The sequence below is a fragment of the Nocardioides sp. QY071 genome, assembly GCF_029961765.1.
Taxonomy (GTDB): domain Bacteria; phylum Actinomycetota; class Actinomycetes; order Propionibacteriales; family Nocardioidaceae; genus Nocardioides.
Genome location: NZ_CP124681.1, coordinates 2,231,628 through 2,244,790 on the forward strand (window position 1 = coordinate 2,231,628; position 13,163 = coordinate 2,244,790).

The 13,163-nt window shown below is 72.0% G+C and carries 13 protein-coding genes; 5 read left to right on the forward strand and 8 right to left on the reverse strand.

The window, feature by feature from the left end:
* Window positions 1-11: 11 nt before the first annotated feature.
* Together QI633_RS10670 and QI633_RS10675 are read left to right on the forward strand one after the other, a co-directional pair.
* Window positions 12-1,766: a DUF429 domain-containing protein gene (locus QI633_RS10670; protein ID WP_282428936.1), complete on the forward strand. Its 1,755-nt coding sequence runs from the start codon at window positions 12-14 to the stop codon at window positions 1,764-1,766.
* A gap of 2 nt (window positions 1,767-1,768) precedes the next feature.
* Entirely contained in the window at window positions 1,769-2,470 is a 702-nt protein-coding gene (locus QI633_RS10675; RefSeq protein WP_282428937.1) for a fused MFS/spermidine synthase, read from the forward strand.
* A 30-nt stretch (window positions 2,471-2,500) separates the two neighbouring features.
* On the opposite strand, the gene QI633_RS10680 is transcribed toward QI633_RS10675, so the two are convergent.
* Genes QI633_RS10680 through QI633_RS10695 form a run of 4 tightly spaced genes read right to left on the reverse strand, consistent with a single transcriptional unit; the run spans window position 2,501 to window position 7,024 of the window.
* The gene (locus QI633_RS10680; RefSeq protein ID WP_282428938.1) at window positions 2,501-3,925 is read right to left on the reverse strand and encodes a DUF1116 domain-containing protein; all 1,425 of its coding nucleotides are present in this window, start codon (window positions 3,923-3,925) and stop codon (window positions 2,501-2,503) included.
* Window positions 3,925-5,472 (reverse strand): acyl-CoA synthetase FdrA, encoded by a 1,548-nt coding sequence (fdrA, locus tag QI633_RS10685; protein ID WP_282428939.1) that lies wholly within the window; start codon window positions 5,470-5,472, stop codon window positions 3,925-3,927. The genes QI633_RS10680 and fdrA overlap by 1 nt, the downstream gene beginning before the upstream one ends.
* Window positions 5,473-5,483: 11 nt before the next feature.
* Window positions 5,484-6,086, reverse strand: coding sequence for an ankyrin repeat domain-containing protein (locus QI633_RS10690; protein WP_282428940.1), 603 nt, complete (start codon window positions 6,084-6,086; stop codon window positions 5,484-5,486).
* On the reverse strand, window positions 6,083-7,024 hold the full coding sequence (locus QI633_RS10695) for a DUF2877 domain-containing protein (protein WP_282428941.1): 942 nt from the start codon (window positions 7,022-7,024) through the stop codon (window positions 6,083-6,085). The genes QI633_RS10690 and QI633_RS10695 overlap by 4 nt, the downstream gene beginning before the upstream one ends.
* Window positions 7,025-7,121: 97 nt before the next feature.
* Here QI633_RS10695 and QI633_RS10700 point away from each other — a divergent pair, with 97 nt between their 5' ends.
* Window positions 7,122-8,069 (forward strand): carbamate kinase, encoded by a 948-nt coding sequence (locus QI633_RS10700; RefSeq protein ID WP_282428942.1) that lies wholly within the window; start codon window positions 7,122-7,124, stop codon window positions 8,067-8,069.
* A 6-nt stretch (window positions 8,070-8,075) separates the two neighbouring features.
* Here the strand turns inward: QI633_RS10700 and QI633_RS10705 are convergent, their stop codons facing one another.
* The 4 genes from QI633_RS10705 to QI633_RS10720 form a co-directional block, all read right to left on the reverse strand.
* The gene (locus QI633_RS10705) at window positions 8,076-9,032 is read right to left on the reverse strand and encodes a TIGR03557 family F420-dependent LLM class oxidoreductase (protein ID WP_282428943.1); all 957 of its coding nucleotides are present in this window, start codon (window positions 9,030-9,032) and stop codon (window positions 8,076-8,078) included.
* A 1-nt stretch (window position 9,033) separates the two neighbouring features.
* Window positions 9,034-9,588 carry a hemerythrin domain-containing protein gene (locus QI633_RS10710; protein ID WP_282428944.1) on the reverse strand — a complete coding sequence of 185 codons (555 nt, stop codon included), beginning with the start codon at window positions 9,586-9,588 and terminating at the stop codon, window positions 9,034-9,036.
* Window positions 9,589-9,755: 167 nt separating this feature from the next.
* Window positions 9,756-10,358 carry an antibiotic biosynthesis monooxygenase gene (locus QI633_RS10715; protein ID WP_282428945.1) on the reverse strand — a complete coding sequence of 201 codons (603 nt, stop codon included), beginning with the start codon at window positions 10,356-10,358 and terminating at the stop codon, window positions 9,756-9,758.
* A 122-nt stretch (window positions 10,359-10,480) separates the two neighbouring features.
* Window positions 10,481-11,149 (reverse strand): lysophospholipid acyltransferase family protein, encoded by a 669-nt coding sequence (locus QI633_RS10720; protein ID WP_260806058.1) that lies wholly within the window; start codon window positions 11,147-11,149, stop codon window positions 10,481-10,483.
* Between the two features lie 119 nt (window positions 11,150-11,268).
* Here QI633_RS10720 and QI633_RS10725 point away from each other — a divergent pair, with 119 nt between their 5' ends.
* Complete coding sequence (locus QI633_RS10725; protein ID WP_282428946.1) at window positions 11,269-12,609, forward strand: FAD-binding oxidoreductase; 1,341 nt, start codon at window positions 11,269-11,271, stop codon at window positions 12,607-12,609.
* A 65-nt stretch (window positions 12,610-12,674) separates the two neighbouring features.
* Window positions 12,675-13,028, forward strand: coding sequence for a cupin domain-containing protein (locus QI633_RS10730; protein WP_282428947.1), 354 nt, complete (start codon window positions 12,675-12,677; stop codon window positions 13,026-13,028).
* Window positions 13,029-13,163 lie beyond the last annotated feature (135 nt).

A 13,163-nucleotide genomic window follows, 5' to 3' on the forward strand; every position in this document is an offset into this window, starting at 1 on the left:
GCCCTGCCCGCATGCACTTCGTCGGCATCGACCTCGCCTGGGGCGACCGCAGGCCCACCGGGCTCGCGGTCGTCGACAGTGAGGGCACCCTCGTCACGGTCTCCGCGGTCCAGGACGACGACGAGATCGTCGCCGCGCTGGCGCCGTACGTCGAGGGGGAATGCCTGGTCGCGATCGACGCGCCGATCGTCGTACCCAACGCCACGGGCAACCGCCCCGCCGAGGCGGCGCTCAACAAGGACTTCGCCCGCTTCGACGCAGGCGCGCACCCGTCCAACACGGGCAAGCCGGAGTTCCGCGAGCAGCCGCGCGCGGCCCGGGTGGCGGCCCGGCTCGGACTCGACGTCAACCCGCGCTCGCGCCGCCCGCGCCGGGCCATCGAGGTCTACCCGCACCCCGCCACCGTCGCGCTGTTCCGGCTCGGCCGGACCCTGAAGTACAAGGACAAGGCCGGCCGCGACCTCGAGCAGCTGCGGGCCGAGCTGGTCGTGCTGATCGGCCTGGTCGAGGGGCTGGCTGCCGCCGAGCCGCCCCTGCACGTCGCCGTCCTGCCCGCCTGGCAAGAGCTGCGTGCCGCTGCCGAGACGGCGACCCGCAAGAGCGAGCTGCGCGTCGTCGAGGACCAGGTAGACGCCGTCGTGTGCGCCTACATCGGCCTGTTCGCCGAGCGCCGGCCCGAACAGACCACGACGTACGGCGACCTGCAGACCGGCTACATCGTGACCCCGACGCTGCCCGCCGACCTCGAGCCCACCCCGCGCCCGCGCCGTGGCGCGCCTCCGCTCGACGTCGGCTCCGCCGTGCGCCGCTACGCCGAGGTGCAGCCCGGTCTGCGCGGGGTCACCGACGGCTTCGTGGCGCTGGTGACCTCGATCCTCGACGAGGCCGGCATCAACTACCTGACCGTCACCGGCCGCACGAAGTCGGTCTCCTCGTTCGCCGCCAAGGCCGCGCGCACCGTCGACGGGCGCCCCCTCTACGCCGACCCGCTGCACGAGATCACCGACCAGGTCGGCGTCCGCGTGATCACCTACGTCCACAGCGACGTGCAGGCCGTCGTCGACCTCCTCGACGACCAGGTCGTCGTCCACGACGACCGCGACCTCGGCCAGGAGACCGCCAGCGAGGGCCGTTTCGGCTACTCCAGCCGCCACCTGCTGGTCGGCCTCGAGCCCGGCTCCGAGGGCCCGCTGCAGGGCCACCAGGCCGCGATCCAGATCCGCACCGTCCTCCAGCACGCCTGGGCCGAGTTCGAGCACGACATCCGCTACAAGGGCAGCGTCCCGCCCGAGCACGTCCTCGAGCTGGACCGCCGCTTCACCCTCGCCGCCGGGCTCCTCGAGCTCGCCGACCGCGAGTTCTCCACCATCCGCGACCTGCTGCAGGGCCCGGTCGGCTCCGCCGCCGGCGAGGACGAGCCGTACGACGAGGACGACCCGCGGATCAGCCCGCGCGAGCTGGCCGCCTTCCTCGCCGGCCAGTACGCCGACGCCGGCTGGTCGCGCACCGACCACTACGCCTGGATCTCCGCGCTCCTGCTCGAGCTCGGCATCACCTCGCTCGCCGCGCTCGGCGAGACCCTGCGCTCGGTCGACGAGGACGCGCTGCGCGAGCGGATGGGCTACCGCTACCCACCGGGCGCCGTACGCCGCCTAGACGACGCGCTGCTCTGGGTCCACGGCGAGCGGTACGCCGACCTGCGCGGCAACGCGCACCGGGCGCCCGCCCTGCGGGCCCGGTGGGCGAAGATGCGCGGCGAGGACTGAGCGTGGGCGGGGACCTCTACATCCTCGACCTGGACGACATGCAGCAGTCGGCCGTCGACCTCGGCGACCCGACCCGCCTGGTCTTCGACTACGTCCGGCGCATCGGCGACCTCCTCGACGTGATGCCCGCGGGGCCGCTGCGGGTGCTGCACGTCGGCGGTGCCGCGATGACCCTGCCGCGCTACGTCGCGGCCACCCGGCCCCGTTCGGCCCAGATCGTGCTCGAGCCCGCCACCGAGGTCGTCGAGCGGGTCCGCGCCGAGGCGCCGCTGCCGCCGCGCAGCGGGATCAAGGTGCGTCCCGTCGACGGCGAGACCGGCATCCTCGCGGTGCGTGAGGGCTCCCAGGACGTGGTCGTCCTCGACGCCTTCGCCGGCGGGAGGGTGCCCGAGTCGCTGACGTCGGCCGGCTTCGTGGAGCAGGTCGGACGGGTGCTGGCGCCGGACGGGATGTTCGTGGCCAACCTGGTCGACCGGCCGCCGTACCCCCGGGTGCGGGCGTTCGTCGCCGCCGTCCGCGCGCTCGGCGACGTCGCGGTCGGAGCCGAGCCGGCGACCCTCAAGGGCCGACGCGAGGGCAACCTGGTCGTCGCCAGCGGCGAGGTCCCGGCCGGTGCGTTCGGTGAGCCCTCGCCCCTGGCGTACCGCGTGTTCCGCGGCCGTGCGGTGGCCGACGCCTTCGGCGGCGGGAAGGCCGCGACGTAGCGGTCCTGCGGACGTACCGACCGATCCCCCTCAGGCACCGATGGTGTCGGCGAGCGTGACGATCGCCTGCTGGAACGCCTCGAGCGGCGGGTGCACGATGCCCGCGCCGATCATGCCGATGCCCGGGTCCTTGTGGGCGATGGCCGTGTTGATGAGTGGCAGGATGCCGGTCTCGATGATCTTGCGGACGTCGATGCCGGTCGGCACGCCCATGAAGTCCAGCGCCGGGATGGTGACATTGGGGTTGTTGGTCGTGGTGATGGCGTTCATCGTCCTCGAGTAGCCCATCGCCTCCTGCACGGTGCCGCCGACGAGCGCGACGATCGCGGGCGCTGCGGCCATCGCGAAGCCGCCGATGCCGAAGGTCTCGGTGATGGCCGAGTCGCCCATGTCGAGGCCGGAGTCGGCCTCGGTGTACCCGGCGAACATCGGGCCGATCACCTGCTGTGCGGGACCGGTGAACCACTGGTCGCCGGTGCCGGAGACGCGGATGCCGAAGTCGACGCCGTTGCGGCACATGGCCGTCACCACCGTCGAGTCCTCGATGCCCGCGGCGGCGTCCATCGCGGCCTTGGCGGTGACCATCCAGGTCGGGCCGGAGAAGTAGTCCGAGGACGCGACGAAGTCGAAGACCTCGCGCTTCTCCTTGGTCGTGAAGTCCGTCTCGAGGATGTACGGCGCGAGCGCCTGGATCAGCAGCGTCGTACCGGCCACGTTGCGGTTGTGGGCCTCGTCGCCCATGTGCAGGGCCTGGGACAGGAGCAGGCGCAGGTCGAGGCCGCCCTCGTTGAGCTCCATCGCGCCGGCGAGGATCGGGCCGAACACGTCGCGCATCCAGTTGAGGCGGTCGATGACCGACTGGTCGTTGGCGCCGAAGCGCAGGATCTTGGAGAGCTGCTCGGACAGGTTCGTGTACGCGGTGTTGCCGTGGGTGCGGTTGGTGACCTTGTGGACCCACATGCTGGCGCTGGTGACACCGGCCATCGAGCCGACCGACTGGTGCTCGTGGCAGGGGGAGAAGGTGATCTCGCCCGAGCCGGCGAGCTCGCCGGCCTCGTCGAGGTCCTTGGCGAGTCCCTCGAAGACGAGCGCACCGGTGACGGCACCCTTCATCGGGCCCGACATCCGCTCCCAGCTGATCGGCGGACCGGCGTGCAGGATGGTCCTCCTGGTCATCCCCGGCACGGTGTCGATCGCCTGGCCGAAGCCCTCGAGGAAGGGCTGCGCGGCGAGGACCCGGCTGACCGCCTCCTCGTTGGCGGCGTCGATCCTCTCGGCCAGCTCGGGACGCTCGAGGCGGCCGAGGGCCGCGATGATCTCCGGGTCGCCGCCGCCCGGCGGGGTCCAGTCCATCCGGACCGGCGCCACGCCCTGGGCGGTGAGGTCCTCGGCGAACATGTCGAGACCGAGGTTGACCGGCTTGAGGCCGGTCGAGAACAGGCTGGTGATGCTCATCAGTGGTCACCCTTCGCAACGAATTCGCGGGCCAGCAGGCCGAGGTTGGTGGAGGAGGAGGCGATGGTCACGCCGGCGGCCTCGAGCTGCGCCACCTGGTCGGCGATCGCCGGGGTGTCGAGGTCCGTGCCGAGGACGTAGCCGAGGATCTCCAGGTGCTGGCCGCGCGCGGCGGCCTTGGCCTTGGCCTCCTCGATGGCGGGGATGGTCACGCCGACCGGGTCCTCGTGGGAGCCGAAGCCGAGGATGAAGTCCATCGCGATGACGCCGACCTCGGGGTCGTCGGCCTCCTGGACCAGGCGCTGCAGGCGCAGCGACGGGTCGATCATCGGGTGCGGGCGACCGTCGGTGAAGTCGTCGTCGCCCATGTCGAGGAAGGTGTGCTCCTTCGACGGGTCGGCGGCCCCGAGGACGTACGACGGGTCCTTCTGGATGTTCGAGTAGACGTTGTCGAACGTCGCGAGCGCCGCGAACATCGCCTCGTCGCACAGGGTGCCGCCGCAGAACAGTCCGCGGACGTAGCGCTGCTCGGGAGCCAGCTTGGCGCGGACCTCCTCGATCAGCGGGAGGTTGAGGGCGTGCAGGTCGAGCGTGGACTCGTCGACGCCGGTGGCGAGGACGGCGGCCAGCGCGGCGGGCTTGGTGCCCGACACGAGCTGCACGTTGGCGTGGCCCGACTCGGTGCGGGGCGAGCCGAGGAAGCAGACGACGGCCGGCTTGCCGGTCGCGCCGAGGACGCCGAGCACCTTCTCGGCGACCTCCTCGGCCGGGGGCTTGGAGACGACCACGATGACCTCGGTCTCCGGGTCGGCTGCGAGGGCCTCGATGGCGTCGACCATCATCAGGCCGCCGACCTCGGCGGACAGGTCGCGACCGCCGGTGCCGATCAGCTGCGAGACGCCGCCGCCGAAGTCGTGCACCCGGACCGAGATCTCCTGGCTGCCGGTGCCCGAGGCGCCGACGATGCCGATCGAGCCACGGCGTACGGCGTTCGAGAACGCGAGGCCGGTGCCGTTGATGATCGCCGTACCGCAGTCGGGACCCATCAGCAGCAGCCCCTTGTCGTGGGCCAGGCTCTTGAGCTCGATCTCGTCCTCGACCGACACGTTGTCGGAGAAGATCATCACGTGCTTGCCGGCGACGAGCGCCTTGCGGGCCTCGCGGGCGGCGAACGCGCCGTTGACCGAGATCAGCACGAGGTTGCTGTCGGGGACCTCGGAGAACGCGCCGTCGAGCGTGCGGTAGCGGACCTCCGCGGTGTCCCCGGCACCCCTGCTCTTGCGCGCGAGGATGTCGTTGACGGCCTGGATCGCGTCCTCGACGAGGTCGTCGGCGGCGTCGATGACGATCATCAGGTCGCTCGGCCTGGCGGCGTCGATGGCGGGGTCGTGGACGCCGACGTTGGCGAGGACCTCCTTGTTCATCGGCGTGGCCATGCCCAACAGGGCCTGGGTGACGCCCTCGACGGCGTTCGCCTTGGTGCTCATGGACATGAGCGAGACCGAGTCGAGGTAGGTGTTCTTGCGGATGTCGATGTACCTGGTCATCTCAGGTCCTCTCAGAGGTAGCGCTCGATCACGGCGGCGAGGTCGTCGAACCCGCGCTTGCGCGCGAGGTCGAGGGGCGTGACGCCCCACTCGTCGGTCATGCCGGGCTTGGCGCCGTGCTCGAGCAGCAGCTCCGCGGTCTGCTGGCGGACCGGGCCGCCGTCGCCGAGGATGATCGTCTCGATCAGGGCGGTCCACCCGAGGGTGTTGGTCAGGTTGACGTTGATGTTCGTGTTCTCGAGCAGGTAGCGCACGATCTCGAGGTGGCCCTTCTCGGCGGCCGGGGTGAGGCCGTTGCCGCCGAAGCGGGTGAGCCGCTTCAGGTCGGTGCCCGCCTCGACCATGATCCTCACGAGCTCGAGGTCGTCGTGGATGCACCCGTGGATGAACGGGTTGAAGCAGGTCTGGTCCTGCGCGTCGATGTCGACCCCCTCGCCGATCAGGAAGCGCACCACGTCGTAGTGCCGGCCGCGCGCGGCCGCCAGGACGGCGCTCGCCTCCTCCCGGTCGAGGGCGTCCTTGTCGGCGCCGTCGGCGAGGGCGGCGCGTACGCCGTCCAGGTCGCCGGCGGCCGCGGCGGCGAGGTACCGCTCGTCGGCTGGGGGTGTGGTCACGAGATCTCCTTCGGGTAAATGGGTGACGGAACCGCGAGGCGGTCCGCCTGGCGCAGGTCCGCCTCGAGCGCGAGCCCGAGGCGCAGGCCGGTGAGGATGTCGGCGCCCGAGGTGTGGCCGATGGCGCGCACCCGCAGCACGGCGTCGACCAGGGCCGGGGTGGTACCGGTCGCGCCGAGGGCGGAGACGAGGACGTGGATCCGCTGGCGCCCCCGGCCGGCGACGGCCTCGGTCAGGGTCGCCGCGCTGACCTCGGTGGTGCGCTCCTCGAGCGGGCTGCCGCCGAGGACAGCGTCGGCCAGGGCCGGCCGGATCCGCTCGAGCAGCATGCCGTCGGCCGCCGCGAGCACCGCGAGACCGGTGAGCACGTCGTCGCCGCTCGGCGTCAGTCCGGCGCCGAGGCCGACCAGCCGGGCCGCCGCGGTCGTGACGGCGATGTCGTCGCCGCCGCGGATCGCATCCGCCAGCTCCGCCGTACGCCGGCCGAGCGCGTCGGCCGCGACCCGCTCGAACGCCGTCCGGCCGGTGGGGGTGAGCAGGTTCCGCTCGATCGTGGCGGCCGCGGCCCGGAGCCGGTCGGGCCCGAGTGCGGTCAGGTCGCCGGCGGGGGAGGGCTGCCACCGGGGCGCGCCGGCGACGACGACGGTCGTGCCGTCGGGCTCGTGGGTGAGGGTGGGCCCGAAGCGCACCGGGTCGTCGAGGCGCCAGTCGAGCCGGGCCCAGTCGGCTGCGGCGACCCGGATGGTGCGCGGCGCGTCGTCGAGCTCGTCGCTGGACAGGCAGCAGAGCAGCCCGTCGGGGGTGCGCAGGTTGACGAGCCTCGTATGCACGGAGTGCACGGTGCCGGAGCGGCGGTCGGTCGGCAGCCGGGCGACGAGGGCGGCGTCGACGCTCACGGCCGTGACGGGACGCACCGTCTGCTCTCTTGCCGTCGCCATCGCCGGGACTCCTCCGTCGGGTCTCCATCTCGCCAAGGATGGTATACCATTCACTGAAATGGTATACCAATACTGACGATCGAGCGGGAGGAAGTGGATGCGAGTCGTAGTGGCCCTGGGGGGCAACGCCCTGGCCCGGCGCGGTGAGCCGATGACGGCGGAGTACCTGCGGGCGAACGTCCGCTCGACGTGCCAGGCGCTCGCCGAGCTGGCCCGCACCACGGAGCTGGTGATCACCCATGGCAACGGGCCGCAGGTCGGCCTGCTCGCCCTGCAGAACCTCGCCTACCAGGACGTCGCGGCCTACCCGCTCGACATCCTCGGCGCCGAGACGCAGGGCATGATCGGGTACGTCGTCCAGCAGGAGCTCGCCAACGCGGTGCAAGGCGAGCGTGAGGTCGCCGGCATCATCACGACCACCGTCGTCTCCGAGGACGACCCGGCCTTCGACCGGCCGACCAAGCTGATCGGGCCGCAGTACTCGGCGCACGACGCAGCCGAGGCCGCGGCGGAGTACCGCTGGACCATCGCCAAGGACGGCAACGCCTTCCGCCGCGTCGTCCCGTCGCCCCAGCCGCTCACCATCGTGCAGGCGCCGCTGATCCGACGACTGCTCGAGGGCGGCACGCTGTGCGTGTGCGTCGGCGGTGGTGGCGTACCGGTCCGGCTCGACAGCAAGGGCCGCCACGTCGGGGTCCAGGCCGTCGTCGACAAGGACCAGGCCAGCGCCGCGCTCGCCGCCGAGATCGACGCCGACGTGCTCATCATGCTCACCGACGGCGACTACGTCAGCGAGGGCTGGGGCACCCCCGATCAGCGCGACATCGTCACCGCATCGGCCGACGCGATCGCCGAGCTGGCCTTCGCCGAGGGCTCGATGCAGCCGAAGGTGGATGCCGCGGTGCGGGTCGCGCGCGCCGGCGGCCGGGTCCTGATCGGCCCGCTCGACCGGCTCGACGACCTGCTCGCCCGCAGGGTCGGCACCGAGATCGTGCCGCAGCTCGACGAGGGCATCGTCTTCCTGGAGCGCGAGCCCGCCGCCTGACCGGGGTCAAGCGGCGGCGCCCCGCACCCCGGGCAGCACCTGCTCGCCGTAGAACTCGATCATCTCCCGGTAGTACGGGCCGACCGTGGAGACGTACACCTCGTCGTACCCTGCCTCGGCGTACGCCCGCACCGCGGAGACGTGCTCGCCCGCCGCCGAGCCGGCGACCAGGCTGTCGGCGGTGTCCTCCTTCGTCACCAGCTGTGATGCCTGCTCGAAGTGGCGGGGTGAGGGCAGCACCTGGGCGAGCTCGCCGGGGAGCCCGGCGTTGGACCACAGCCGGTGGGCGTGCTCGACGCCCTCCTCCCTGCTGGGGGCGAAGGCGACCTTGAGGCCGGCCGCTGTCGGCCGCCCGCCCGACTCCTCGCTGAAGAGCGCGCGGAGCTCACCGCCGGGGGCGGTGTTGACATAGCCGTCCGCGATCTCGGCGGCGACCCGGGTGGCCTTCTCGCCGAAGCCCGACATCCAGATCTCCGGCGGTGTCCCGGGCAGCGTCCACAGCCGGGCGTCGTCCACGGTGAACCACTGCCCGCGGTGGTCGACCGTCTCACCGGTCCACAGCGACCGGATCAGGCCGACCGCCTCGCGCAGCATCTCGATGCGTACGTCGAACGACGGCCACACCTCGCCGGTGAGGTGCTCGTTGAGCGCCTCACCGGTCCCGACGCCGAGCCGGAAGCCCGGATTGAGCACCGCGCAGGTCGCGGCCGCGTGGGCGACCAGCAGCGGGCTCTGCCGGCCGATGGGGCAAGTCACCGCGGTCATGATCGGCAGCGCGGTCACCTGGGCGATCGCCCCGATCATCGGCCAGACCATCGGGCTCTGGCCCTGGGCGGAGTTCCACGGCTGGATGTGGTCGCTGATCCACAGCCCGTCGAACCCGGCGTCCTCCGCGGCGAGGGCCTGCTCGACGAGCTGGTTCGGCGTGTACTCCTCGCTGGAGAGGAAGTACCCGATCCTCATCTCACGACTCCGCCTCGGCCTCGAGGGTCTGCTGCAGCTCGTCCTTGCTCATCGACGAGGCGCCGGAGATGCCGGCGTTGGCGGCCTGCTGGTCGAGCTCGGCCTTCGTGATGTCGGCCGGCTGCTCGCCGAGGTGCTCCTCACGTGCGGCGAGGAACGCCTCGCCGAGCTCGGCCCGCCGCGCCTCGTCCAGGTGCTCACGCATGCCGGGCAGCACGGTCGTCTCCTCCTCCTCGACGTGGTGGCTGACCGCGTCGACCAGCTTCTTCAGCGCGGTCGGGAAGTCCGGCGACGACGGGTCGGTCTCGGAGAGTGCGAGGGCGAGCCGGTCGGCCTCGAGGTGCTCCTTCTGGCTGTGCTCGACGTCGTCGGCACCGCCGGCCTCGCTCGCCGCCGGGTAGACCTCGGACTCCTCGGCCCGGCTGTGGGCCGTGAGCAGCGTGGTCATCACGGGCACCAGCGCTGCCCTCTTGTCCGGCTCGTTGAGGAGAGTGTCGAAGAGCTTCTCGAGCTCCCGGTGGTCGTTCATGATGAGGTCGACGACGTCCTTGCTCATGGCCTGCTCCTCGAGGGTCCGTGGGTGCGCGGGTCCACGTCCGGACCCGAGGGAGGCCGTACCCGTGAACGCCCCGCGGATACCGAGAGCGGGGAGTCAGCGCCTCGGCGAGTTGGGTGGGTGAGGGTGAGCCAGTGGTCACTCTCACACACCCGACCCCGGGAGACTCAGGCCATCTCGGGCACGTGCAGGTGCGCGTACGCCAGGTCGAACTCGTGCACCTCGACGACGACGCCGGAGGACTCCGTCGCCGCGCACTCACGCATCTCGTCGGCCATCGCGCGGCTGGCCACCATCGCGTCGTGCGACTCCCAGGCCGTCGTCGCGCAGCCGAGGCCGGTGGCCCGGTCGACGAGCAGGCTGGCGCTGCAGAAGCCGTCCATCTCCTCCAGGCGGGGGAGCAGCGCGACCCGGAAGGTCTCGGTCATGGCGTCGAGGTCGCCCTCGAGCCAGCTGGCCCGGCAGCACGCTGCGTGGTGCGTGCGGTGCATGACGACGATCTCCCAGCTGTCGACCTGCATCGAGGCACCGAGGACGTCGCGGCCTCGGTCGCGCATCGGCCGCAGCATCGCGTCGCTCGCGGTCATCGCCTCCTCGGTCTCCCACGAGCTGGTCGCGATGCAGTAGCCGGTCGCGCGGTCGACCAGCAGCGACAGCCCGAGACAGCCCTCCATCTTGCTGAGCGTCGGGGCCGCCTCGGCCTCGACGAACTTGATGCCCGCGTCGATCTTGGCGGGGTTGCCGTGGAACGTGCTCGAACGTGCGTACACGACCCACTCCTCTCAGGGGCAGGGCGACGCCCGACCGGCATCGCCGGTAGGTCCCTGCTTACTCCTGGGCAGAGCGACACGCCAGCCCTCCGGAGTGGGCGGGCGGAGCGGGCGCGCGCAGCTCAGGCGTCGACCGGTCGCTCGTTGTAGGCGCCGGCCAGCTCCTGGCCGGTCAGCGCGTGGATGGCGTCCATGATCTCGTCGGTCGCCTCCCGTCGCGCCCGGCCCGGCGCGACGCCCTCGAAGCGCCCGGCGAAGTCGAGTGGCTTCCCGAACCGCACGGTGACCTTCGCCCGCCGGGGGAACCGGGCGTCGACCGGCTGCAGCTGGTCGGTCCCGGTCAGCCCGACAGGCACGACGGGTACGCCGGCCGTCAGGGCGAGCTGCGCCACCCCGGTCCGGCCGCGGTAGAGCCGCCCGTCGCGGGAGCGGGTGCCCTCGGGATAGATCCCGAACGCCTCGCCCTTGCCGAGCACGTCGAGCGCCACGTCGAGCGAGTTCAGCGCCGCGCGGGTGTCGCTGCGGTCGACCGGGACCATGCCGAGCCCCTCGAACCAGGCCCTGCTGAGCCGGCCCTTGATGCCGGGCCCGGTGAAGTACTCCGCCTTCGCCAGGAACACCACCTTGCGCGGTGCGACGATCGGAATCACCACGCTGTCGGCGAAGCTGAGGTGGTTGCTCGCGAACAGCACCGCACCGGTCAGCGGCACGTTGGCGACGCCCTCGATGGTCGGCCGCCACACGGCGCGGGCGAGGGGCGGGACCGTGGTGTGAAGGACCGAGTACAGCACGGGGCCAGCCTAGTTCTGCCCGGGTCCGGACCTTTCCCCATTCCACGGGATGCCACGGCGGCCCGGCGCGGGGATCGTGGCTGGTGGGGGAGGGGCCACGAGGCCAGGAGGCCAGGAGCATGACGAAGTGGTGCGGCCCCGACGAGGCCGGGTACGACGAGCAGCGCGCTCTCTTCAACGCCATGATCGACAAGCGGCCCCGCGTCATCGCGGCCTGCGACGGACCGGCGGACGTCCGGGAGGCGCTCGAGCGTGCCGCCCGCGACGGGCTCGCGGTCGCCGTACGGTCCGGTGGGCACTCGGTGGCCGGGCAGTCGACCAACGACGACGGCCTGGTGGTCGACGTACGCCCGATGAAGGGGATCGAGATCGATGCCTCCGCCCGCCGCGCGCGGGTCGGCGCGGGCTGCACCTGGGGCGAGTTCGACGCCGCCGCGCAGGAGCACGGCCTGGCCACCACCGGCGGCCGGGTCTCCACGACCGGGGTCGCCGGGCTGACGCTCGGCGGCGGGTCCGGCTGGCTGGAGCGCCAGTACGGGCTCAGCTGCGACAACCTGCTCGCGGTCGAGCTGGTCACCGCGGACGGCCGCGAGCTGCGGGCCGACGAGCACCAGCACCCCGACCTGCTCTGGGCCAGCAAGGGCGGCGGGGGCAACTTCGGTGTCGTGACCGCGCTGGAGTTCCGGCTGCACCCGGTCGGACCGACGATCCTCGCCGGTCTGATGCTGTGGCCCTTCGACCGCGCCTCCGAGGTCGCCCACGCCTACCGGGACTGGGCGCACGACGCGCCCGACGAGCTGGGCACCGCGCTGGTCGTGATCAGTGGTCCGCCCGAGGAGTTCGTGCCGGCGTACCTCCAAGGCGAGCCGGCGGTCGGCCTCGCCGTCTGCTGGAACGGCGACCACGCCGTGGGCACCGAGCTGGTCCAGGTGATGCGCGACCTCGGGCCGGCGGTCGACCTGGTCGGGCCGATGCCGTATGCCGCGTTCCAGCAGATGATCGACGACCCGCCCGGCCTGCGGCAGTACTGGAGCGCCGACTACCACGACAGCTTCCCCGACGCGGCCCTCGACGTCTTCCTCGCCGCCGGCGCGGGCCGGCCCTCGCCGATGACCCAGCACCTCCTCCTCCCGTGGGGTGGCGCGCTGGCCCGCGTCGACGCCGACGCCACCCCGCTCAACCAGCGGGCCGCCCGCTGGGTCAGCCACCCGTTCGCGACGTGGATGGACGAGGCCGACGACGAGGAGAACATCGCCTGGGTCCGCGACTACCGCCGCGCCAACGCCCCGTTCACCACCGGCGGCGTCTACCTCAACTTCATCGGCGACGAGGGCGACGAGCGGATCCGGGCCGCTTTCGGTGCCGAGAAGTACGAGCGTCTCGTGGCCATCAAGTCGGAGTACGACCCCGAGAACGTGTTCGCGGGAAACCAGAACATCCGCCCCCGCGCGACCGTCTGAGCAGACCCGAGCAGACCCGAGCAGACCCGAGCAGACCCGAGCAGACCCCGAACAGAGGAGAAGCCATGTCCGACAAGCAGAGCATCGACTCCCCGCACGAGCGCCGCGACTTCCAGGACCACGGCCACATGGATGTGGTCACCCTCGGTGACTTCACCCTCGGCCGCGGCACCTTCGAGCCCGGCTGGCGCTGGTCGAACGACGTCAGGCCGATCGCCGGCACCGACTCCTGCCAGGTCCACCACACCGGCATCTGCGTCTCCGGCCGGATGACGATCAAGCCCGACGACGGCGCGGAGTTCGACATCGGTCCCGGCGACGTCATCGACCTCGACCCGGGCCACGACGCCTGGACCGTGGGCGACGAGGCCTGCGTCATCCTCGACACCGGGGTCGCGGCGTACGCCAAGCCGAGCTGAGGCCGAGTCCGATCGGTGTCGGGCCCGACCGGATCCGCTAGTGCAGAGGAACAAAAGGTCGCGGTCACGCTGGGCAGAGGGCGGGTGACTCCGGTCGCCGGCGCGTGGTTTGGTTCGGACAAGCCCCGCAAATCC